Genomic DNA, 21,853 nt, shown 5'->3' with positions numbered 1-21,853 from the left:
TGCCCACCTGGATCTGGCGGTGGACATCCCGTAATCGGCTAGAGTCCGCGGTCTCTCATCAGCCGCGGCTGCCGGGCAATCTGAGCCTGGTGGTCGGTACCCGAACCGGCCGCAGCATCGTCTACAGCCTCCACGACAATCATGTCGCCCAGCTACTCGACGAGGCCTGGCAACCACAGCGAGCATATGCGTCTGGGCCTGTCCGACCAGCCCGTGACCGCTGATTGAGCTTCCCGACAGGCCAGCCATGATCCTGGTACCAGAACATGATCGATCGAGATGCAGCAGGAGGTTTCGGCTTGCTCCTGACGTAACGTCAGGTCCTAGTGTCGGCGGTACCAGCGCAAGGTGCGTCGGTGGAAGTGAGATGGAAGCAGATGGACGAGCCGGGAATCGAGCAGGTGTGGAAGGTCGGTGAGCTCGCGACCGAGGCCGGATTGACGGTGCGGACGTTGCATCATTACGACCGCATCGGCCTGGTGCGCCCGGCCGGGCGCACCGGTACCGGCCACCGGCTCTACACCGAAGCCGATGTCCAGCGCCTATATCAGGTTTTGGCCCTGCGTCAGCTGGGCTTGGGATTGGACCAGATCGCGAATGTGCTCGCGGGCAACGTGGCAATGGCGCAGGTGCTGGCCGTGCATCGCGATTATCTGGCTGCTCAGGTTGTTGCGACGCAGGACCTGCACGCCCTGGTGGCGGCGCTGGCCGCAACGGCGGAGAACAGGCCCGACATCTCTGCGAATCACTTCCTGGGATTGGTCAGGAGGACTGTCATGGTCGACGACACCGTCAAGCAATACTTCACGCAGGAGCAATTGGCGCGGCTCGCTCAGCGTCGGGAGGAATTCGGCGAGCCCCATGTCCAGCAGGTCGAAGCGGGATGGGGCGAGCTGATCCCGCAGGTCGATGCGGCAATCGAGGCTGGGGCGGACCCGGCATCAGCGCAGGCGCAGCAGCTGGCCGCGCGGTGGATGGGTCTGTTGGAAGACTTCCATGGTGGTGATGCGGGGTTGCGCGACAGTCTGTATCGAATGCAGGCCGACAACGCAGACCGGATCCACAAGAGTTCCGCGGCCCGTCACCTGCCCAGATCGAATTCATCAAAGCCGCGAATGCTGCACGCGGACAGTGAATTCCAAGGCTCTGGCACATCTGCTGCCTACCAGCAGCCCGATGCAATGAGATAGAGGTGGCGCGGGACGATTCCCGCGCCACCTGCTCTACCGCACTCAACTCGGCAATAGCGTATGTTCGGCTGCGTCGGATGCCCTTCGGCCCGTTGATCTTCCGTGGTGTCGCACGGGCGGGGCCGGTCAGCGCGATCAGCGGTGCGGCCTCAGGACTCTCTGGCATCAGCGTGGGGTGTTGCTGCGGGGGGCGTTCGCCTCTGCCCGAGCGAACCGAACATACCTATGCGTCTGCTCCCAGCACGGTGGCTGCTATCCCGGCGATCACCGGAACGGCATCGAACAGATCGCCTTCCGGTCCGACCATGGTGTCGAACGTCTCGAAGCTGGTGAGGGCCAGCAGGATACGCACCTGCCGATCGGCGCCTTCCTCCGGCGGGTTCCCGTCGGCGAAGGGAGCCACCAATACCGCCAAGCCTTCGCGGCGCCGCTCGTCGCGGGCGCTGATGACCGCGTGGACGTCGGCGTCGAGTGCGGCCAGCGCGCGCAGTCGCCGCATGGCAGGGCGATCGGCCTGCCAGAATCGCGCGAAGCAGGCAATGAATTCGGCGAGCGCCGTGAGTGGTTCGGGATTGGTGAATGCCTTGACCAGTTCGGACAGACCGCCGGCCACGCCGAGATCATCGCAGACCGCTTCCAGCAGGCCTGTTTTCGACCCGAACTGGTAGTAGACCGTTGCACGGGCCACGTCCGCGCGCTTGGCTACCGCATCCAGAGTGAATCCGGTGTAGCTATCGGCCTCACCCAGCACTGCCCGGGCGGCATCGAGAACCTGCCGGCGACTCTGTTCGATCTGCGCGGTGCGCTTCCCCAGGTTGTACTGACGTGGACTCATGGCCTTGACAGTACCTGGTGAACCTGATTCATTCATACAGACAGTCTAACTAAATGAGATCGCGGGGCACCGTGAGGACGAAAGGACAGTGGCGTGACTACTCCAGACCTTGTAGTGATGGCCAACCACCCGGATCTGGCGGGCAAGACCGCCGTCGTGACAGGCGGCTCCCGCGGAATCGGCGCGGCCACCGCCACCGCGCTGGCCCGCAACGGTGTCGCGGTGGCCGTGGTGGGCCGCGACCACACCGCGCTCGACGGCGTCGCGACCGCGATCACCGACGCGGGCGGCCGGGCCCTGGCGGCCGTGGGCGATTGCACCTCGAAACCTGACCTGGACCGGGTACGCGCCCTGGTCCTGGACCGATTCGGCGGGGTCGACATCGTGATCGCCTTCGCCGGCGGCTACGGCCAACCGGTGCCGTCGATCGAGGAGACCGCCGACCATTGGCGGCATGTGGTGGATTCCGACCTCACGGCGACCTTCCAGGCCATCTCGACGTTCCTGCCGGACCTGACCGCTCGTCGCGGCACCGTCGTCACCATGGCGTCATCGTCGGCCCGGCAGGCCACCCCTGCCTCGGCCGCCTATGCAGCAGCCAAGGCGGGGGTGGTGGGGATGACTCGCCATCTGGCCAAAGAGCTTGCGCCTCTAGGGGTTCGGGTCAACTGCGTGTCGCCCGCCACGATCGAGCACGAGCGGATGCGGCGTTTCATGTCCGACGAACAACGGCAGCACCTGCTGCGCGGATTCCCGCTGGGACGGCTCGGCACACCCGACGACGTCGCCTCCGCGGCGCTGTTCCTCGCCTCCGCCGCGTCGTCGTGGATCACCGGCATCACGCTCGACATCGCGGGCGGCTCGGTCATGCCGTGAGTGCTTGCCCCTGATTTGAACATGCAGTTTGCCCAAACACCCTCAACGAGAACGGTTGCAGTGACCATGAACAACCACAGACCAACCACGACAATCGATTTCTTCGGAATGTATCTGGCCCACGACGCCTGCATGCGCGACCTGATACGCCTCACGGCCGCCGTCGCCGAGGGTCGCCTCACCGAGCCATCGGTGCGGATCGGGTGGGAGACGTTCCAACGCCAGCTCGGCCGGCATCACAGCACAGAGGACGCCGCCCTGTGGCCACTGGTGCGCGCCGCAGTCGACGATCCGGCAGACCTGGCGATCCTCGACGATATGGAGGCCGAACACGAGGGTATCGAGGAATTGCTGGCCAAGGTGGAATCCGGAATCGCCAATTCCGGCGGCGGCCTGCGGTTGCGGTCCGATGTGGACGCACTGGCTGCGGCGCTCGATACGCACTTCACCCACGAGGAACAGTTGGCCCTGCCGCTCATCGACCGCACCATCGGCGGACCCGGGTGGGCGGCATTCGGCGCGGAAATGCGCAAACGAAACGGACTTCGCGCCGTGACCGAGTATCTTCCGTGGGCGCTCGACGACGCGCCCGCCGAGGCCCAGGCCAAGATGCTCGATTTCCTACCCTCCCCGATTCGCACCCTCTACCACTACGTGCTGAAACCCCGCTACGCCCGTCCGCGCCGAGGCTGGCTGTTGCCGGCCGATGGTGGGGAACAAGACAAATGACACAGGCTCCGACGGCATCGACCGACTTCGACCCGGCCCTGCGCAAACTGGTGATCGTGGTGGTCCTCGGCGCGATCATGACGATCCTGGACACCACGATCACCAGCGTGGCCGTGAACACCCTCGGCGCTCAGTTCCATACGTCGCTCACAGCGATCCAATGGGTACTGACCGGATACACCCTGGCGCTGTCGGCCAGCATCCCGCTCTCGGGATGGGCGATCGTGCGATTCGGCCCGAAGACGATGTGGATCGTCTCGCTACTGCTGTTCATCACCGGATCGATGCTGTGCGGAATGGCCTGGAACATCACCGCGCTCATCATGTTCCGGCTGCTACAAGGCTTCGGCGCCGGCATGATCCTGCCGATCGGGCAGACGATGCTGGCCCGCGCCGCCGGGCCCACCCTGATGGGGCGCGTCATGAGCGCTGTCGCGGTGCCCGCGATGCTCGCCCCGGTCCTCGGCCCGACTGTCGGTGGCCTGATCCTCGGCCACCTGTCGTGGCGGTGGATGTTCTACATCAACGTTCCCCTGTGCACGATCGCCGTCATCGCCGCGATCCGGCTCCTGCCGACCGATCCGGTCCGCGACCACGACGCCAGGCTCGACATCCTCGGATTGGCGCTGCTCTCACCCGGTTTGGGCGCGCTGGTGTACGGCACCGCGCAGGCGGGCAGCGGGACTCACCCGACCGATATCCGTGTCATCGCCGGCGTGCTGACCGGAGTCGTGCTGGTCGGCTGCTACGTCCGGCACGCGCACCGCGGGGGTGATGCAGCGCTGGTCGACGTCCGGTTGCTGCGGGATCGGAACTTCGCCGCAGTCAACGCGATGATGTTCGTCTACATCGGCACCCTGTCCGGTCTGATGGCGCTGCTGCCGCTGTATTTCCAGACCGTCAACGGCGACAGCCCGCTACGCTCCGGTGCGATGGTCGCGCCCCTCGGGCTGGGCGCGATGGCGACCACGCTGATCACCGGCAAACTCGCCGACAAGCACTCCCCGCGACTGCTGATCCTCACCGGACTGCCCGTGGTGTTGCTGGGAATCCTCGGCCTCACTCAGATCGGGCCCGGCACCAGCGACATCCTGGTCGCGGCAACGCTGTTCGTGATCGGCCTCGGACACGGCACGATCATGCCCGCGGCGATGGGCACCAGCTACCAGACCTTACGACACTCCGAAATCCCTTCGGCCACAACCGCTACCAACGTCGGTCTCCGCGCTGGCAGCTCGTTCGGCGTCGCGGCGCTGCTGGTGCTGATTCAACGCGACATCGAACATCGGACCCCCGGTGTCGACGCGTTCACGAGAACAGTCCGAACCGATGAAGTCAACCAGGCATTGACCCACGCGTTCACCCAAACCTACTGGTGGGCACTCGTGATCGGTGCTGTCGCTGTCCTACCCGCGCTGATGCTGCCGCGGCGCGGTTGACCTGGCTTTCCCCGGTGATGCAGAAGATTCGTTGACCGGCGACAGCCAGGCGGCCGCTTGTCGACTGCATGGCGGGCGTCCGATGACGGCACATAATCGGCAATAGCGGACGTTCCACCGCACCAGGTTCCGGCCGCCGGCGCCCCGCGCTGCCCGTTTCGGTCAGCGCGGTATGCGGCATGACAGGACGTCTCTGCACTAGACCCGAGCGTCAGGTCTCAGGCCGAACGCACGGGGCTTGCCCATCCGTAGGAGGTGCCAGCGATCTGTTCGGCGAGCTCGATGGGCATGAATGTCACTGCGTAGCTGTCGGACTGGGTGTCGACCGCCAGTAATGCCGTTCCGTGGCTGTGACAGTTTTCTCCGAGAGCCTGGAGAAAGCACTCAGCGAGGTCGCCCAAGTGAAGTCCTTCGTTGGCCTGCAGGAACACCGGATACCAGTCCCAGGGCAGATCTCTGGGATAGGACGGCAATGACTCGAGCTGCCGGCGTATCTCCTCCGGGCTGGCCTTCCAGTCGAACCTGGCGAGGTGGTCGTTGTACACGAGGCAGTCCAGCAGTGGCTGGGCGATGTCGTCCGGTTCGTCGAATGTGTACTCGTCGAAGACTTCTCCATCGAGCACGATGAACGGCTGATCCTCGGCTATGGCGACGTAGATGGCATCCAGAACCGCCCGAAACCAGGCGTGGATCTCTGGGTTGTCCGGCATCCACAGCGCAGCAACAACAACGAGGGCTTCAGCGCGTTCGGAGCTGGATTGCAACTGATCATCCCTGTCTGCCGTGTCGAGACGTTCTCGAAGCGCAAGGGTAGGAGACCCCGCCGACAAGTTCACTTTCGACCGAGAGCGACATCGAAACACACGGAACTCGGCATGAGCGCGCACTCTTGCTCGCTACATCCAGCTTTGAAGCGGCCCGCGCTGGAAACCTCTGCGGCGAGTGAGCCGTGCCCACATCGGGTTGAGTCGTCGGCGGGGCGGTCTAGCTAGCGGTAGCAGTAGGAATCGGAGGAGGCGTCACCGCCCTGGAGGCGCACCTGGTGCACCCGCAGACCTCGAAAGTCCTCGTCGTGTGGGAAGAACGACTCGTCGATGGTCATTCCGCCGTCGGGATCGGTGTGCAGCACGGCCATCCAGGCGCCGACCCCATCCGGGTAGAACTGGTCGTCCCACGTGCTGTAGAGCGAGTTGGTGAGGTAGACCCGCTGACTGTTACGGCTGATCTCGACCATCTGGGGGCCACCCGCAAGCGGCTGGTTCGGCGCGGCCGGGTGGGCGGCGCGGCCCACGATCCCGCCGAGCCGGACGGACGCGGTCTGTTTCGGGCTGGCCGGATCGCGCACGTCGAACTGCTTGAGCTCCCCGGTGCCCCAGCACGAGACGTAGAGGTACGCGTCATCAACCGACAGGTCGATGTCGGTGACCAGCGGCGGCACCGCGCCGAACGGTTTCAGTGCCGGTGGCAGCAGGTCGGGATCAGCCGGCTCGGCCGGGATGGTGATCACCTTGTCGACCGCCCACACACCATCGTCGTGGTGCCAACGCCACACGGAGGCCGACAAATCCTCAGTCGAGATCACCACGCCGACGAAACCCCAGGTGGCGTCCGGATCGTGCGAAGGGCGCAGCTCGAGTGCCATCTGGTTCTGTTCCCCGAGATCGACCCGCTGCTGGTGCCGACCGGCGGTGAGGTCCCAGAAGTGGATCGCGTGGCCGTACTTGTTGGCCAGCAGCAACTCTGGCTGCAACCCGTCCTCGATCATGGACGGAGTGCCCCACTCGCTGCTGATCAGGGTGTTCTGGTTGAGATGCCACCAGGCGTCGTACGCGAGGTATTGCGGCCCGCGGTCGGTCTCCCATTGCCGCAACACATCGAACGTGCCGTGATCGAGCAGCGCGATCCCGCCCGGCCCGTCCGATCCGTCTGCCCCACCGAGGCAGGTCATGAAAACACCGTCCGGCCCGCAGTGCAGCGTGTGCGGGCGGGAGTAGCCGGCCTTGGCCGCGAGCTCGGAGCTGTTCACGATCTTGGAAAGGGTGGGCCGACATGGGTCGGGCTGGGTGTCGAACACGTACAGGTGCGACGAGCGCAGACCCGGCACGATCAGGTAGCGCCGAGCCAGCCCGTCGATGCGGTGGCCCTCGTGCTTCAGCGCGCTGCTGCAGACGTTCCAGCCGAAATGGTGCAGCTCGTTGCCCAGGTGGGGCACCTCGGTCCAGCCCACCACCCTGCCGTAGGTGGCCGAGCCCGGATCCACATCGACTACCGACAGCGCATCCGGCTGCTGTGCCGCCCGGTCGAACGCAGCAACGTAGGCGAGCCTTTCCGGTGGCGCGGCAGCCGCCTCCGCTGCGCTCCGATAGAAGGTCGGGTCCAAGTCTGAGTGATCCATTTCCAGCCTCCTTCGTGTCGATAGGCGAGACTCACGCACGTCGCCCGATCTGGCGGATCCGAGGTGGGGCGACCCGTGTGGTCGCAATGGCGCGGACAGGCAGTAACCAGTCTCGGCCTTTCGACGTAGATCCACCAGCTAGTCAGTGCTGCAACCGCGGTCGTCGACTGACTCGGTAGCGCCCCGCACTGGTATCTAGGTGTGCCGCACTCTGACCGGGGCCAAGGCTACGAGATTGCCGAACACGCCGCGTTCACCCTTCGCAACCGGCGTCTCGGTCTATTTCTGCGACCCGAAGAGGTGACGACGACCCGTTCGACGCCGCTTCCGGCGGCCGCGCGCAGCACCCGCAGGGTGCCGTCCACCGCGGGGCGGACGAGAACCTTGTCGGCACACCAGAATGGAACAGCCCGAGTCGCCTGGGGGGCCGTCGATACACCAGAATGGAACAGCCCGAGTCGCCTGGGGGCCCTCGATCTTCCGCAGGACCGCGCTGGCCGGTTCGGTCAGCGCGGTATGCGGCATAGAGCGGACGCTACTGCCAGCCAAAGCTTGTGCCGGCAAGGGCTGGCAGGTACCGAAATGAACCGTGATCGGCGTGGCGGCAGAGCTGGACAATCGGAATCGGTCACCGAACCCGCAATCCTTCTGACAGACATGGGATGTCGTAACGGACTCGATTAGCATCGCCCGGCATTCGCACTCAACGACAGGGGACCACCTCGTGACCAAACCCGCCTACCTCGCCCTCGGCCTACTCGCGGTCGCGCTCACCGGCTGCTCGACGCATCCCAGCACCTCACCGATAGCAGCCCCGATATCCACCACGACCGCAGCCATGTTTGGCGCACCAACCACCACCGCGACCGCGCCAGCCGACGACAGCCACCCCGGACCCGCTCACGTCCCCACGTACGTATGCGATGAGGCCATCGTCGTGCCACCGCTGGGATACAAGGACGGAGACACCGTCGTGATCACCGGCCGAGGCAACTGCCAACCTACTGAGGGCACTGTCGGACCGGACAACACGATGAGAGGTCCCTGGCAGATCACCCAACGCAGCCCGACACCGATCACTTACAACTGCGGAAAGCAACCTCCAGCGATCACTGGCCTCGACGGCGAACCCATCGAGCTCGTCACCATTTCCGGCAACATCGCGAATGCTCCGGCCTACGTCAACGGCTTCGACTGCATCCCGTAAGCGATCACGCCGACGGGTTCGGTCAGCGCGATCAGCGGCAATAGAGTGCGTTCGACAGGGTGCGTCCGGGTCAGTTCGCGGCGAGCCGTGACTTCTTGACCTTGTTGCCGCAGGTGTTCATGGAGCACCAACGGCGGTTGGTTCCACGGCTTGTGTCGAGATAGAGCCCCGCACATCCGGGGCCTTCGCAGTTCTTGATGCGGCAGCGATCGGGGCCCCCGAAGATGCGGATCGCATCGGTGGCCAGGACGCCGAGCGCGTCACCGACAGGGGTCGTGTCCGTCAATTGCCATTCCGCGCGTTCGTGTTCCAGTGCAGCCTTCGCGTGCCCAGCGGCAGCGACCGCGTTGAGGGCGCGGACGTTCTCTGCATCTGGCTGTTCACCTGCGGCGATCGCCGAACCGATGCGGTAGATCGACTCACGCAGTCCGATGGCGTCCTCCAGATCGGCCAGCGACACGTTGGTGACGTCGAGCCCTGTGGCCTGTAGCCACATCTTCAGGCGTGCGGAGCTTGTCAGCCGCTCTCTCGGCTCCATGGCGGCTCTGTCGCTGACGGTGGCAGTGAATCGGAACGCCAGGACCTCGTTGTCCATCCGGAACACACGTCGTACATCCTCGGCCACTTCCAACCTCCGCGGTGAGCAACAACGTCCCTCGAACCGTCTTGGACGGTTCGACGTGATCGTAACTCCATGGCATTCTTGAACCGCCTTAGACGGTTCATTGAAGGGAGTGTGCTCTGCATGAGCAGCATCGCGGTCATCGGTCTGGGAGCGATGGGCAGACCCATCGCACACAACCTCGTGAAGGCTGGCCACGACGTTGTGGTGTGGAACCGCTCCGACGCACACGCGGAGCAACTCGTCGCAGCGGGCGCCCGTCGTGCCGCCTCGGTCGCAGAGGCCATGCACTCACCGGTGGTCTTCTCGGTCCTGTCCGATGACCGGGCCGTCGCCGAGACGTTCATCGACTCCGGGGTCCTCTCCCAGATCCCGGCCGGGACTGTTCACGTCAACGTCGCCACGGTGAGTGCCGGGCTGGCTCGCCGGGTCGGCGCTGCACACGCAGAGTCCGGTGTCGGGTATGTCGCGGCACCGGTTTTCGGCCGTGTTCCGGTCGCCGAAGCCGGGGCACTCAATATCCTCGCGGCCGGTGAGGACGGGCTGATCGATCGCGTGCAGCCGTTCTTCGACGTGATCGGCTCGCGGACATGGCGACTCGGCGATCATCCGGAGCAGGCCAACCTGGTGAAGATCCTCGGGAACTATCTGATCGCCTGCGCAATCCAGTCACTGGGCGAGGCTGTCAGCCTCGCAGAGAGCGCCGGTGTCGACTCTGGACAGTTCCTCGAACTGCTGACCTCCACGCTCTTCCCCGGAGTCGTCTACGCAGGCTACGGGTCGATGATCGCCGAACGGCGCTACCAGCCAGCCGGATTCACCACAGTCCTGGGCCGCAAGGACCTCCACCTCACGCTCGACGCAGCTACCGACCACGACATCCCGCTCCCGATCGGCCAGCTGCTGCGGGCTGTCTTCGACCAGGCCATCGCCGACGGTCACGGGGCGGACGACTGGGCAGTTGTCGCAGAACAGCAACGACGCTGACTGCCGACGGCGCCGATGACAGTGACCTCAAACCAGGCGATCACGCCCGGAAACAGGACTTCACCTTGTCTCGGTACCGCTCACGTTTCTCGCGGGGCCCCTCGACGCCCAGTCACAGATCAACGGAGCGGCATCATGGTGCGTCGTTCGTGCTGGCGGGCTCGTCTCGCCAGTGGGCCTAATCGCACTATCACAATGAAATTAGCGAGAACTGCCGTCCAGCATGGGCTTGTGCACGAGCAGGCCCATCACACGGAAATCGGCAGTAGCGGACGTTCTGCACCGCACCAGGTTTCGGCCGCCGGCGCCCCGCGCTGGCCGGTTCGGTCAGCGCGGTATGCAGCAGATGGGTGCGCAGGGACCATGGCTGTGACGCAGGATGTCAGCATGATCGCTCCTAGAGTCACATACGACCCCGAAGCCAACGCGGCGTACATCTACCTGACCCACGAGATCCCGGCCGGCGGCGTAGCCAGGACAGTTCCGGTTGATCCGATCGTCGTGGCAGGCATGGTCAACCTCGATCTCGATGCAGAGGGACGCATCATTGGGATCGAGGTGCTCGACGCCAGGACGAAACTGGACCCAAACTTGCTTCCCGGTCGGTGACCCTCAGTGGTCTTTCCAGAGGTGGAGATGAGGACGCAAGCCCTGCCGGATCGACGAGCTGCGGGGCTATGTGGTCGAGTGCTCGCCCAATGGGGGCTTGTGGAGCTAAAGGGGAATCGAACCCCTGATCTTCTCGATGCGAACGAGACCCTGATCCGTATTGCCCGTTTTCGGTGTCTGTTGATCCCGTTTGATTCGAAAGGCGACCAGGGCTTTTGAGTGCCGGTCCTGTTGGCTGGCGTGGACGGTTATCGGGCGCGCTGCGGACGAATCGATGGATCGAGCGTGGAACCGGTCGGAGTTCCCGTGCGTCGAACTGAAGCACGAGCGATGAACGGAGACAACGGCTCATACGTGCCGACCGGGATCCGCGTCGAGGCGCGCACCGACGGCACCATCGCCGTGCACGTGACGCAGTGAGCCGGAACTGAATTCACAACCTGAGTACGGCATACCCGACGTGTGACCCGCACGAGATCTCCACAATCGCTCCCGTAACTCTGCGAATTCCCCCGATACCCTCGTATCCGTGGCCGACGAGGACGGCCGATACGGGAGGGGTGTTCGTGACGGAGCGCTGGGCAGCGACCCGGGAGATCCGGCGCAGGATCGCGATCGCCCTGGCGACAGCCGGGGTTTTCGCCTGGGCCGGTGAGGCATTCGGCGCGTGGGCGAGCTCGATGGAATCGAAGTTCGTCGGACTGCCCTATCTCGGCTCGATGACTGCCGACGAAGTGCTACGACTCGCGGCTCTCGCCTTCGCGCTGGTGGCGATCCTGCTGACTGTCGGAGTGGTGTTGCCGGCCCGCCGCTCGCGCATGGGCCGATTCACGATGATCGCCGCCTGCGCACTGGTACTGCTGGGCCAGGCTCTTTCCATTACCCTGGCCGCGATCCCCATCGACGCCTTCTTCTACCAGCCGCCGTCCAGCCTGGCGTTCGACCGGCCGCTGATGATCTTCCCGCTGCTGACGATTCTGCTGCTGCTCGAAAACACCACGGATGCGGCGGCAGCTACGACGGGCGCACACGAGGCCGCACATGAGTGAGCCGGATTCGCAAAACCGGGACGGGGTCTGGCACGCGACGCGCGAATTGCGCCGATGGATCGCCTTGTGGCTGGCCGCGGCCGGATTCCTCGCGTGGGGCGCGCAAACGCTGATAGTGCTGGCGAATGCACTGGAACCAAGGGATCTGAACGACAACTACTTGGGTTCCAGCGCCGAGACCACCTTCGAGTTGATGTCGCTCGCACTCGGCGCGGTGACCCTGGTCCTGGGCGGCGGTGTCTTTCTGCTGCTGTTCCGCCTGCGCATCGGCCGAATACTGGTGATTACGGGATCGATTCTGGCGCTGATGGCACAGCTGCTTCCGGCAACGGTCGCCTCGATCCCCAGCGGCGCTTTCCACGAAGGTCTACAACCCACCGTGGTCGGGTCGTGGCCACTGATGATCTTCCCGCTGCTGACCATCGGGTTACTGCTCGGCGCACCGCGTGAGTACTGAAACAAGATGCGCCCGTGGGGATTCCACAGGCGCATCGGACCGGACGGCGCCAGCCGGCCCGCGATGGCCGGTTCGGTCAGCGCGGTATGCGGCATTACCGTGCGTTGTCGTGAAGTTCGCCAAATGACTCGCCTACATTCCTGTAGGTGCCATCTGCAGGATGGTTCCACGGGTCGGTGGGCTGATCTTGCGGTGGTTTGCGAAGGCGTGGGCCGTGGTTTGCGAAGCCGGTTTCGTTGGGGCTGTTTGATTTCCGTCACGGCGTGGACGGCATCGCAGCGACGGGCGAACAAGACTGGCCGCTTCGCAATCTCCTTCTAGCACAACAAAAGTGGGCTAAATCTCTGTGGGTGCTGATCCCAGGCGCTGGGCGAAGCCGTCGAGCATGGCGGCCAGGCCGATGTCGAAGTGGTCGGTGTCGGCGGTGGCGTCCGCGGCGGCGGCGAGCGGGGTGTAGTCGGGAGAATCGGGTGCGGGCTTACGACTGCGCCCGGTCACCGCCGCCGCCCAGCCCAGGACGTGGCCTATGGTGTATTCGCGCACGCAACGTGCCAGCTGTAAGGCGAGCACCGGGGTGAATCCGGCCGCGCACAGTTGGGCGATCATTTGGTCGCCGATCTCGATCGCGGCAGTGTCGCGGACCGGGCGGGTGGCGAACACCGGTACCGCGTGCGGATGATCGTGGAGTGTCTTGCGCAGCCGGTCGGCGTAGCCGGACATCAGGTCACGCCAATCGGACTGCCATCCAAGAGTTTCGAGGTCCATCTCGGCGAACAACCGGACCGCGACGGCATCGAACAAGTCCTGCTGATCGGTGACGTGACGGTAGGCGGCCATCGGATCCGCGCCGAGCGCCGTCGCCAGTTTGCGCATCGAGAAACCGTCCAGGCCGGTCTCGTCGAGCACCGACAAGGCCACCGCCGCAATGTAATCGCGATTCAACATGGCCCGCGCTGTCCGCTGCGGGGCACGTTTGCCGGTCATCGGGTCAGCTCCGCGAAGGTTTGCACCAACTGCTGCGCGAACTCGCCGGGATGGGTCTGATAGGCGGTGTGCCCGCCGGGGAACTCGACACAGTGGGTTTCGAGCGCGGTGGCGAGCGCCTCGGCGGCGACGAAGTATGGGCGGCCGACGCTGGCGTGGCCGACGGCCGGGAGCCATGGCGCCGAAGTCGTTCGCAGCGCGGCAAGATCGGGCTGGTAGTCGAAGAAGTCGGGTAGTTCCCGCCGCATCAGCAGATCGGTGTTGCCGAGCATCCGCATCATCGGCGACGGTGGCCTACCGGTGACCGCACGCAGGACGGGCGCGACGGCCAGCGCCGCGGAACTTGCTGCAGCCAGCGCCGCCTGCCCGGCCCGTGACCGCAGCGCCGCAGGTAGATTCGGTGCGGTCATTGCCCCGAACGCCGCGAACCCGCGCATCGGACTGCTGTCGACGGCCAGTTGATGGATACGCATGATCTCCTGCCGCGCCGGATCACTCGCCGCCAGTAATTGCACCAGTGGCGGTTCGTGTGCGATCGCCGCCCGCACCCGTTCGCCGTGGTGGGCGATCAGTTCCACGGTGATGATCGCGCCGCTGCTGTTGCCGAATACCAACGCCCGGTCGATCCGGTAGGCATCGAGAATCGCTACGACGTCCTCGGCCTGCGTCTCTATCGCGATGTCGGCATCCGGTTCGGTGAATTCGCTACGCGAATTGCCGCGCCGATCGAAGGTGATCACCGTGAAGTGGTCGGCCAACAACGGAACCACATGCTCGTACATTGCCGCGTCGCCGCCACCCCCGGATACCAGCACCAGCTCCGGGCCCGACCCCCTCGACTCCACATACAACCGAGCGCCATTCGACTGGACCGCATGCACTGACCGGCCCTGTGTCATACACACCTCCAACACACCCGTCTACGTTGTAGACTAAGCCTACAACGTAGACGCCAGCGTGACGAGACCACCCCCACAGCCGACGATCGGAACAGCTTCCGCCGTAGTCGGCAGATTCAGTGGATGAGCACCATTCGGCTAGCGGACGTTCTGTACCCCGCCAGGTTCCGGCCACCGCCGCCCCGCGCCGGCCGCTCCGGTCAGCGCGGTATGCGGCAGGATAGTGCGGAAGCGGTATGACGTGCTGGTTGAAGACCGCGGCCGCACGGTGATCGAGTATGCGCCAACCGGAATCGAGCAGTATTGGCTGATCGATTTCGACCCCCGTCCGCGCATCCAGATCCGCCGCTTGAACGGCATCGCCCACGGCGAGCCCATCTTGCTCGAGGAATCTGATGTCCTCGCGGCCCGGACCCGTTCCCGATCTCGTTCCCGCTCTCCATCCTGGCCGACTTCTCTTGACCCACTTCGGCTTCGGGGTAGCCGGCCGATGCTGGCCCCCGGAATCATGGGCAGCACTTCGCATGTGAAATGTCACTATTCCGCATACGATCCCGCCATGATCAACTCATCCCGGGTCGCTGCCGCCGGGCTACTCTGCATACCGGCACTCGCCCTGCCATTGCTGCTGGCGCCGTCCGCCGGTGCCACCATCGACTCCTTCGCCGTCGGGTGCGGCACACCCTCGGTGCCCTGCCAGGTGTCGATCACGACCAGTGGGGCTGACAGGCTCAGCCCGGTGACCTTGTCGGTCAACGGCACTGTCGTCGGCCAGGGCACCCCGTACACAAGTTCGGACGGGCTCAACGGGTTCGCGCAAATCACCTGGACCCCGCCCGCCGTCGGCGCGTACACGGTCACGGTTACCCAAGGCACCTCCACGCGCTCGGTCAAGGTGGGCATCTGCCCGCCGAACCCGTCGAGCTATCCGAATCTCTCATTGTCGCCGGGATCCGCGGTCGCATCCGCGTGCAGCCTCATCGCCAGCTCCCTGGACTCCGGCTCCACATCCGGCTCCGCCTCGATCCTGCTTCCGCTCTTCAGCGGCTCCGCGGGTATGTGACCGACACCGGTTCGATCACGACGTCGCAGTCCCGCAATCGAACCGGTCCGCTCGGTCAGGTCCGCAGTCGCGGCTACCCGAGCAGGGCTCGGCCGAAGGCCTAGGCAACGAGCGCCGAGAACCGAAGCGGCCCTTCGTGAATGGATGTCAGTCGACGAGTTTCCGGTAGGCGGCGGCATCGAGGAGATCGGCGGCGCCAGCTCCGGGCGCGAGCTTGACGCCCGGGATTGGAACTAGCCCTGTCGGATCCTCGACGTGTCTGCCACTGAACAGAGTTGCGCTGCAGCGCGGATAGCTGATCGATCAAGGAACACCCTCAACTCGGCAATGGCGGACGTTCCGCCGCCTCGGATCGGCACGGTCAGTTGATCTTTGTCTACCCCGCGCTGGCCGGTTCAGTCAGCGCGGCATGCGGCAATAGCGGATGTGCTGAAGGCGATTGGCTAGCTGAAACTGCGGGCCGATCCGGCGACCACGATGAAACCGTGGTACCGATCGTGCTGGTTGCGGTCTTGAGGTTCACGTTGGGTGAATGTTTAGCGTCGAGATGCCGGATGGACCGGCAGGGTCCCGGTGCGGTGAGGAGTGGGTCGTGTCCTGGTCGATTGCCGAAGTTGCCCGAATGTCCGGGGTGACAACACGGACCCTTCGGCACTACGACGAGATCGGCCTGCTGCCGCCGGCGGGCGTCCGCACCAACGGCTACCGCTTCTACGAGCAGGCGCAACTGTTGCGCCTGCAGCAGATCCTGGTGCTGCGGGAACTGGATCTCGGGCTCGACGAGATCGCAGCGATTCTCGACCGGCAGACCGATCGTTTGGTCGCGCTGCGGGAACACCACGCGAGATTGCTGCGTGAGCGTGACCGCCTCGATCGAGTGGTGCACACCGTCGCGCGCACCATCGAGGAACTCCAGGCACAGGAAGGAACAACGGGCATGCCCCAGATCAACAGGCCGGAAAACCTTTTCGAGGGATTCGACCCGAGCCGGTACGAAGCGGACGCGCTGAAACGCTGGCCCGATCAGGCGGAGGTGTTCGAGCGCTCGAAGGCGTACACCGACTCGCTGTCGGCCGAGGAGATCGCGCGAATGCAGAAGGAAACGACCGCGGCGATGATCCGCATGGCTGAGCTGATGGCATCGAGAACGCCTGTCAGCGATGCGGCCGTGCAGTCCGAAATCGACGCCGCATACCGACTCGTCAGTGCCACCTGGAACCCGGACGCGCAAATGTTCAAGCAACTTGCCCAGACCTACCTCGACGACCCCACCGCCACCGCAAGTTTCGATCGGATCGCTGCGGGACTGGCCACCTACTACCACGACGCGATGGTGGTCTTCGCTGATACCAGGCTCACGTAACCGACGGCCGCCCACACCATCCGGACTGCCCCGCGCTGGCCGAATCGGTCAGCGCGGTATGCAGCATTTCCGTGCGTTTGTTCGGTGGTTGCATCCGAGTCGCGCGGTGCCTGCAAGGTTTCAGGTGCTTGGTGTGAGGATGGTGCGGTCGAAGGGGCCGCCGTGAGCTGCGGCGTGCGTGACCGCATCATTGACCTGGTCGAGGTCGAATCGGGTGATGTGTTCGGGGGTGAGGTCGAGGGCACCGGAGGCGATGAGCCGGATCATGCCCACGTTCGCCGTCCGTGGGCCCAGCCACTGTCCTCGGATGGTCACCGAGTTGCGCATGATCCATGGGTAGGGCAGGGCAAGGTCGGCGCCGCCGAGCATGCCGACGCCTCCCATCAGCACGACCCGCCCGTATTCGCGCACTGTCATGGCCGCCGCTCGTGCGGTCGAGCTGGGCGCGTGGGGCGGTAGAAGATCGAGGACGATGTCGATCGGGCCGTCGGCGGCCGAGCTCATCGCAGCACGGTCGGTCTCCTCGTGTCCAGTGAGTTCGACCGGGCTCACCCGCGGGCCGAACCGATCAGCGAGCAGGTCGAGCACGGCTCGGTTGCGTCCCGGGGCCACCACCTGCCCGGCGCCCATGGCGAGCGCGACGGCTACCGCGCTGCTGCCGAAATTGCCGGTCGCCCCGCTGATCAACACCGTCTCGCCGGCCTCGAGCCTGCCTGCCAGCAGGCCACCGTAGGGAACGGCGTACACGGCCAAAGCCGACCACCGCGCGGGATCGGCCGCCGCGCTCGCGGGTAGCGGATACACGTTCTCGGTCGGTACCCGCATGAGCTCGGCGAAGGATCCGTCGTGCAGGTATCGGGCCAGTTGTGCACCGCCCGCACCGCGAGAACTCCACCCCTGCATCGCAATGTCCGGTGTCAGGGCGTCGTCACGGGCTCGCACCGTCGAGTCGCACCAGACCAGGTCCCCCACACGCAGCTTGGTGGCGTCCGGACCAACGCGCACTATTCGGCCGATGCCGCCGACTCCCGGCACGACGGGTGGTTCGAGTGGATAGTGCCGTTCGCCGCTGAACACCTCGGCCGCGTACGGAAGCACACAGGTCGCCAGGACCTCGACCAGTACCTCACCGCTGCCGGTTTCCGGATCGGGCGCGTCGTGCACCGTGAGGGGTGAACCGAACTCGGTCAGTGTCGCTGCGCGCATGGAATGCCCTTCTGTTTTCGTTTCCATCACGCTAGGCAGGACGAGGCCATGCGGGAAGCGATGATCTGGCATCTCTGGTATGCGTAGTCAGCATGGACGTGTCGAGCGCGAATCTTCGGGTGCTCTGCCAGATCGCCGAATCGGGCAGCTTCACCGCGGCCGCCGAACGGCTGGGTTACACGCAGTCGGCGGTCTCGCGCCAGGCGGTCGCCCTCGAACGCAGTGCAGGCGCCACCCTGTTCGAACGGCGGCCCGACGGAGTACAGCTCACCCAGCCCGGACTGACACTGTTGCGCTATGCCCGAACGATTCTGGAGTCGGTCGACGCGGCAGAACGTGACCTCCACGGCGAGGCTCCCCGCACAAAGGTGGTGCGGCTGGGGTTGTTCCAGAGCGCCGGACCGGTGATCCTGCCCGTCGCGCTCGCTCGGCTCGCCGCGGCAGCGCCGCAGGTCAGAGTCACCACCCGCGAAGGAACCACGCCCAGCTTGACTCGTGCGTTGCGCACCGGCTCGATCGATCTCGCCGTACTGTCCTCGCGTCCACCGCACCGGCTACCGGATGGCGAGTCGCCACGCCTGCACATCACCGCGGTCCAGGACACCGAACTTCTTGTAGCGGCCTCGGCCACCGGCACTTTCGCCGGCCGCACGTCAGTGCATGTCGACGAACTCGTCGACGCGTCCTGGATCGCGACCCCGTCCTCGAGCACGGAGCCGCTGCTCGGTGTCTGGCCAGGTTTGCCGGGGCGAGCGCGCATCGTCCACAGTGCCCGCGACTGGCTGACGAAACTGCACCTGGTCGCAAATGGTCTCGGTGTGACCACAGTTCCGGAAAGTATGTCGCCGGTTTTCCCACCCGCTGTGATCGGTTTGCGAGTCCAGGGAGCGCCACCCGAAATCCGCCGCGTTCTCGTGGCCCGGCTCCCCGGTGCCGGGACACCCGCGATCGCGGCAGTCACTGAGGCGATCGCATCCACCGTCGGTCCGTGACGATGTCGCCTTGCACAATGGTTCGCACCTCGGTGTTTCAGTGCGTCAGGCCGAGCTCGGATCGGCACCGCCCGTTGATCTTCCGCCGCGTCACGCTGCCGGTTCGGTCAGCGCGGGAAGCAGCAGTACAGAACGTTTGCGACTGAGGGCTGTTGTTATGCCTCGACCCCGACGTCTACGAGCTCGCCTCGGCGGTTGTGAGCGTCGTGGTCTAACCCATTCACGAACGCGCGCAGGATGAATTCGAGGTTGGATGCTAGGACTTCGAGGTGGACTCTTCAGTTTCGAACTCGTCGGCGCCTATGCCGGGCCCAGTCCCTTGTCTGCGTCAGACAGCTATCCGACTGGCGAGGGCGGGCCATCTCGAGGAATTGCGACGGCTGGCCGATGCTGGGGACCCGCAAGGGTGTCGGCAGTTGGCTGCCGGTCTGGTTCGGGCAGGCCAGGTTGGCGAGGTGGAAGCGCGTGCGGTCAATGGAGATCGGTATGCCCGCCGGGCGCTAGCGGATTGGCTGGTACGCCAAGGTCGAATCGACGAGGCCATCGGCCAGATGCGTGTCCTGGCCGAGGGCGGAAATCCGAGCGCTAGCAGGCGGCTGGCTCGATTGCTCGCCGGGCAGGGGCGGGTGGAAGAAGCCATTTCGCATCTGCAACGGCTGCCTGAGCGGGACCGGTCCGCCAATGTGTCCGGCTGGCTGTCCAGCCAGGGTCGCTTCGACCTGCTGCGACAGCTGACAGCCGGCGGAAACACAAATGCCACAAGGGAACTCGAGTGGGCAGCGGTGAAGTTGTGGCGTGCCACCCGCCTGGCCGCCGCCATCGATCTGCTCACCGATATCGATCCAGGATGTTCGAGCTACGACAACCTCGACACGGTCATGGTGAACATCGCGAACGGATGGCGCGTACGGCGGCTCCACCTTCGTGATGAAGCCATCGAGCTGCTGGGCGCTGTCGCCCACCCGACGCTCCGGCGGGTGCGGGCGAGGCTGCTGCTTGCACAAGGACGCTATGACGAGGCGGCGGCAGAACTCCGGTCGCTGACCGTCAACGGAGACCGCGCCGCCGAAGGAATATTGAGCGCGGTGCTACGCCGTGAGCGACCTGCCCTGGAGTTGCGAGCATTCGAGCACTGCGCCGGCGACTTCCGTGCGGTCGCGTTCAGCCCGGACGGCGGCATGCTCGCCACGTGCGACGGGAACAACCACACGATCATCGTCTGGAACCTCGAGACCGGCCGACCCTCGTACACGCTGCGCACGTCCGCCTGGATAGGCGCCATCGCGTTCAGTAACGACGGCACGCTGCTGGCCGCCAACGGTTGGGGTCAAGCAGCGGTATGGAACGCGGCCACTGGCGAGCACCTGCGAGATCTGGGCTCGCACATCCGCCACGGCAGCGGCGTTGCTTTCATCGCCGATCGCACGCTCGTCGACGGATGTACGTTGTGGGACATCACCGCAGGCGAGCGCCTACTCGCGCTGGGCGGTGGTTCCGCCGACGCCGAGAGACGCGCTGGGCAGACATCGGGCCAACAGGCAGCCGACGAACCAGCCGTCGGTTACGGCGTCCGGGTCGTGGCCGTCGCGCTCGGCCCGGACGATCAGATGCTGGCAATCAGCACCGAGACCGTGCACAGCGATTGGACCCGGGAATGGAATCCGACTGTCCAGCTGTGGAATCCGGCCACGGGCGAGCACCTCCGCGATCTCCACATCGAAGGCCATCCACCCGTCCGAAGCCTCGCCTTCATTCCCGATGGCAGTCTCGTTGCCGTCGCCGGCGACTCCGGGGCGTGGTTGATGGACATCGTCGGGGAGCGCGTCCAACGCCTGGGCGATCGCGGCGGCGCGGACGCGGTCGCTTTCCACCCCGACGGCCACCTAGTAGCGACTGCCCGGCGCCACTACTGGTTCAATGCCGGAGTACGAGTGTGGAACCCGACAACGGGGTCCCTGATCGGAGAGCTGGACACACCCGCCAACGCGATCGCCTTCAGTCCTGACGGTGCCTTCCTGGCGACTGCGGATGAGGCCAGTGGTCTGGTCCGCCTATGGGACACCGCCGGCTGGCAAAGCCGGGGGTAAGCCCTTCGAACTCCCTGTCCTGCACACGACGGCGGTGCGTCGAGGAGCGCCCGGAAGGAGCAGAATCTCGATGACGGCCCACCGCCACAAGCAGAGATCCTCGAGGACAGTGATATTCGTGGTCTCGCCGGTGTGCAGGTCATGGAGTCTGGCCGGAATGTGGTCGGGCTGTTGCGAGTCGTAGCGGGATCCGACCCGCTCGTATCGCCGCGCCCGTGGAGGACCTCTGAACCGATCGTGACCTTCTCCTCGGCGGCAAGCAGAGCGCGGGCCTGCTCGTATGACTTCTCGGCGTGCTCGACCAACGCCGGAAGCAACGGCTGTCGGGCACGAGTGCGGTGGTCGGCGCGTTCCTGGACCCGCCGTTGCCGTCGGCCGGAACCGCGCAGTTCGCTGGGAGGGATCGGGCAGGTGCTATCCCGCGATACCCCAGCGGGATAGCCGAGCGCGACCCGATTTCGGCAAAGTATTTGTCCAGCAACTGATCTCGCTGCGCGGCGCGGAAGTATTCGGCGTATTCACGCAGGGAGCTGGGGCTGCAGTGGACATCCGCCGATACACCCGTGCTGACCGAACCGGCCAGCGCGACCCCTCTGAATAAGCCGAAGAATATGACTCGTAGCGGTAGATGGCGGTGTTGTCGCACCCTCAGATGGCGCCGGCACCCGGAACCCGGTGCGGCGCAGAACGTCCGCTATTGCCAAGTTGAGTGTGTCCATGTCCAGGGGCCACGGATTGATCGTCCTCGGTCTCGGGTCTGCCGTATTCGGTGGATGCGGAGCCATATCCACCACCCGGATCAACTTCGACGTTGTCGGACCTGGCGGAATAGGAGGTGCATGATCGGCCCACAGCTTTGTGACA

Annotated in this window: 20 protein-coding genes and 1 pseudogene; 14 read left to right on the top strand and 7 right to left on the bottom strand. The window is 65.2% G+C overall.

Features of this window, described 5'->3' with window-relative positions; all coding sequences use genetic code 11:
• Positions 1–41: 41 nt before the first annotated feature.
• Positions 42–228, top strand: a pseudogene (locus ACQP1O_RS18715) (transcriptional regulator); the annotation flags it as partial.
• 128 nt (positions 229–356) lie between these two features.
• The gene (locus ACQP1O_RS18710) at positions 357–1,190 is read left to right on the top strand and encodes a MerR family transcriptional regulator (RefSeq protein WP_433567033.1); all 834 of its coding nucleotides are present in this window, start codon (positions 357–359) and stop codon (positions 1,188–1,190) included.
• Positions 1,191–1,413: 223 nt separating this feature from the next.
• On the opposite strand, the gene ACQP1O_RS18705 is transcribed toward ACQP1O_RS18710, so the two are convergent.
• A complete protein-coding gene (locus ACQP1O_RS18705) occupies positions 1,414–2,025 on the bottom strand; it encodes a TetR/AcrR family transcriptional regulator (RefSeq protein ID WP_433567032.1) in 612 nt (203 codons plus the stop codon).
• A 93-nt stretch (positions 2,026–2,118) separates the two neighbouring features.
• On the opposite strand from ACQP1O_RS18705, the gene ACQP1O_RS18700 reads away from it, so the two are divergent.
• The 3 genes from ACQP1O_RS18700 (at position 2,119) to ACQP1O_RS18690 (ending at position 5,069) form a co-directional block, all read left to right on the top strand.
• Complete coding sequence (locus tag ACQP1O_RS18700) at positions 2,119–2,901, top strand: SDR family NAD(P)-dependent oxidoreductase (protein WP_433567031.1); 783 nt, start codon at positions 2,119–2,121, stop codon at positions 2,899–2,901.
• 132 nt (positions 2,902–3,033) lie between these two features.
• On the top strand, positions 3,034–3,630 hold the full coding sequence (locus ACQP1O_RS18695) for a hemerythrin domain-containing protein (RefSeq protein ID WP_433567030.1): 597 nt from the start codon (positions 3,034–3,036) through the stop codon (positions 3,628–3,630).
• Entirely contained in the window at positions 3,627–5,069 is a 1,443-nt protein-coding gene (locus tag ACQP1O_RS18690; protein WP_433567029.1) for an MDR family MFS transporter, read from the top strand. The genes ACQP1O_RS18695 and ACQP1O_RS18690 overlap by 4 nt, the downstream gene beginning before the upstream one ends.
• 218 nt (positions 5,070–5,287) lie before the next feature.
• On the opposite strand, the gene ACQP1O_RS18685 is transcribed toward ACQP1O_RS18690, so the two are convergent.
• Entirely contained in the window at positions 5,288–5,833 is a 546-nt protein-coding gene (locus ACQP1O_RS18685; RefSeq protein WP_433567028.1) for a DUF6630 family protein, read from the bottom strand.
• A 224-nt stretch (positions 5,834–6,057) separates the two neighbouring features.
• Entirely contained in the window at positions 6,058–7,464 is a 1,407-nt protein-coding gene (locus ACQP1O_RS18680) for a selenium-binding protein SBP56-related protein (RefSeq protein ID WP_433567027.1), read from the bottom strand.
• A gap of 724 nt (positions 7,465–8,188) precedes the next feature.
• Here ACQP1O_RS18680 and ACQP1O_RS18675 point away from each other — a divergent pair.
• Positions 8,189–8,671, top strand: a complete 483-nt coding sequence (locus ACQP1O_RS18675; RefSeq protein ID WP_433567026.1) for a hypothetical protein — start codon at positions 8,189–8,191, stop codon at positions 8,669–8,671.
• A 70-nt stretch (positions 8,672–8,741) separates the two neighbouring features.
• On the opposite strand, the gene ACQP1O_RS18670 is transcribed toward ACQP1O_RS18675, so the two are convergent.
• The gene (locus ACQP1O_RS18670) at positions 8,742–9,296 is read right to left on the bottom strand and encodes a CGNR zinc finger domain-containing protein (RefSeq protein ID WP_433567025.1); all 555 of its coding nucleotides are present in this window, start codon (positions 9,294–9,296) and stop codon (positions 8,742–8,744) included.
• 69 nt (positions 9,297–9,365) lie between these two features.
• Between ACQP1O_RS18670 and ACQP1O_RS18665 the strand changes: the two genes are divergently transcribed.
• From ACQP1O_RS18665 to ACQP1O_RS18650, 4 genes are all read left to right on the top strand, one after another.
• The gene (locus ACQP1O_RS18665; RefSeq protein WP_433567024.1) at positions 9,366–10,280 is read left to right on the top strand and encodes an NAD(P)-dependent oxidoreductase; all 915 of its coding nucleotides are present in this window, start codon (positions 9,366–9,368) and stop codon (positions 10,278–10,280) included.
• A gap of 369 nt (positions 10,281–10,649) precedes the next feature.
• Positions 10,650–10,889 carry a DUF2283 domain-containing protein gene (locus ACQP1O_RS18660; RefSeq protein ID WP_433567023.1) on the top strand — a complete coding sequence of 80 codons (240 nt, stop codon included), beginning with the start codon at positions 10,650–10,652 and terminating at the stop codon, positions 10,887–10,889.
• A 566-nt stretch (positions 10,890–11,455) separates the two neighbouring features.
• Positions 11,456–11,938 carry a hypothetical protein gene (locus ACQP1O_RS18655; RefSeq protein WP_433567022.1) on the top strand — a complete coding sequence of 161 codons (483 nt, stop codon included), beginning with the start codon at positions 11,456–11,458 and terminating at the stop codon, positions 11,936–11,938.
• Complete coding sequence (locus ACQP1O_RS18650; RefSeq protein WP_433567021.1) at positions 11,931–12,395, top strand: hypothetical protein; 465 nt, start codon at positions 11,931–11,933, stop codon at positions 12,393–12,395. The genes ACQP1O_RS18655 and ACQP1O_RS18650 overlap by 8 nt, the downstream gene beginning before the upstream one ends.
• A 336-nt stretch (positions 12,396–12,731) precedes the next feature.
• On the opposite strand, the gene ACQP1O_RS18645 is transcribed toward ACQP1O_RS18650, so the two are convergent.
• Both ACQP1O_RS18645 and ACQP1O_RS18640 read right to left on the bottom strand, forming a co-directional pair.
• Positions 12,732–13,379, bottom strand: coding sequence for a TetR/AcrR family transcriptional regulator C-terminal domain-containing protein (locus ACQP1O_RS18645; protein WP_433567020.1), 648 nt, complete (start codon positions 13,377–13,379; stop codon positions 12,732–12,734).
• Entirely contained in the window at positions 13,376–14,194 is an 819-nt protein-coding gene (locus ACQP1O_RS18640) for an alpha/beta fold hydrolase (protein WP_433567019.1), read from the bottom strand. The genes ACQP1O_RS18645 and ACQP1O_RS18640 overlap by 4 nt, the downstream gene beginning before the upstream one ends.
• Positions 14,195–14,837: 643 nt before the next feature.
• Between ACQP1O_RS18640 and ACQP1O_RS18635 the strand changes: the two genes are divergently transcribed.
• On the top strand, positions 14,838–15,341 hold the full coding sequence (locus ACQP1O_RS18635) for a hypothetical protein (protein WP_433567018.1): 504 nt from the start codon (positions 14,838–14,840) through the stop codon (positions 15,339–15,341).
• Positions 15,342–15,873: 532 nt separating this feature from the next.
• Positions 15,874–16,704: a MerR family transcriptional regulator gene (locus ACQP1O_RS18630; protein ID WP_433567017.1), complete on the top strand. Its 831-nt coding sequence runs from the start codon at positions 15,874–15,876 to the stop codon at positions 16,702–16,704.
• A gap of 120 nt (positions 16,705–16,824) precedes the next feature.
• Here ACQP1O_RS18630 and ACQP1O_RS18625 read toward each other — a convergent pair whose 3' ends face one another.
• Entirely contained in the window at positions 16,825–17,910 is a 1,086-nt protein-coding gene (locus ACQP1O_RS18625) for an alcohol dehydrogenase catalytic domain-containing protein (protein ID WP_433567016.1), read from the bottom strand.
• A 92-nt stretch (positions 17,911–18,002) separates the two neighbouring features.
• Between ACQP1O_RS18625 and ACQP1O_RS18620 the strand changes: the two genes are divergently transcribed.
• Together ACQP1O_RS18620 and ACQP1O_RS18615 are read left to right on the top strand one after the other, a co-directional pair.
• The gene (locus ACQP1O_RS18620) at positions 18,003–18,902 is read left to right on the top strand and encodes a LysR family transcriptional regulator (RefSeq protein WP_433567015.1); all 900 of its coding nucleotides are present in this window, start codon (positions 18,003–18,005) and stop codon (positions 18,900–18,902) included.
• A gap of 371 nt (positions 18,903–19,273) precedes the next feature.
• Positions 19,274–20,989 (top strand): tetratricopeptide repeat protein, encoded by a 1,716-nt coding sequence (locus ACQP1O_RS18615; RefSeq protein WP_433567014.1) that lies wholly within the window; start codon positions 19,274–19,276, stop codon positions 20,987–20,989.
• Positions 20,990–21,853: the final 864 nt, after the last annotated feature.

The sequence above is a fragment of the Nocardia sp. CA-151230 genome, from assembly GCF_050942175.1.
Taxonomy (GTDB): domain Bacteria; phylum Actinomycetota; class Actinomycetes; order Mycobacteriales; family Mycobacteriaceae; genus Nocardia.
The sequence above is the reverse complement of the archived record's forward strand: the minus strand, read 5'-3'. Positions and strand labels throughout refer to the sequence as shown.

Coding starts and splice junctions, on each gene's coding strand:
- ACQP1O_RS18705 (WP_433567032.1), bottom strand. CDS start 2,025: ATGAGTCCACGTCAGTACAACCTGGGGAAGCGCACCGCGCAGATCGAA.
- ACQP1O_RS18695 (WP_433567030.1), top strand. CDS start 3,034: ATGCGCGACCTGATACGCCTCACGGCCGCCGTCGCCGAGGGTCGCCTC.
- ACQP1O_RS18690 (WP_433567029.1), top strand. CDS start 3,627: ATGACACAGGCTCCGACGGCATCGACCGACTTCGACCCGGCCCTGCGC.
- ACQP1O_RS18680 (WP_433567027.1), bottom strand. CDS start 7,464: ATGGATCACTCAGACTTGGACCCGACCTTCTATCGGAGCGCAGCGGAG.
- ACQP1O_RS18665 (WP_433567024.1), top strand. CDS start 9,366: ATGGCATTCTTGAACCGCCTTAGACGGTTCATTGAAGGGAGTGTGCTC.
- ACQP1O_RS18650 (WP_433567021.1), top strand. CDS start 11,931: ATGAGTGAGCCGGATTCGCAAAACCGGGACGGGGTCTGGCACGCGACG.
- ACQP1O_RS18645 (WP_433567020.1), bottom strand. CDS start 13,379: ATGACCGGCAAACGTGCCCCGCAGCGGACAGCGCGGGCCATGTTGAAT.
- ACQP1O_RS18635 (WP_433567018.1), top strand. CDS start 14,838: ATGATCAACTCATCCCGGGTCGCTGCCGCCGGGCTACTCTGCATACCG.
- ACQP1O_RS18630 (WP_433567017.1), top strand. CDS start 15,874: ATGTTTAGCGTCGAGATGCCGGATGGACCGGCAGGGTCCCGGTGCGGT.
- ACQP1O_RS18625 (WP_433567016.1), bottom strand. CDS start 17,910: ATGCGCGCAGCGACACTGACCGAGTTCGGTTCACCCCTCACGGTGCAC.
- ACQP1O_RS18620 (WP_433567015.1), top strand. CDS start 18,003: ATGGACGTGTCGAGCGCGAATCTTCGGGTGCTCTGCCAGATCGCCGAA.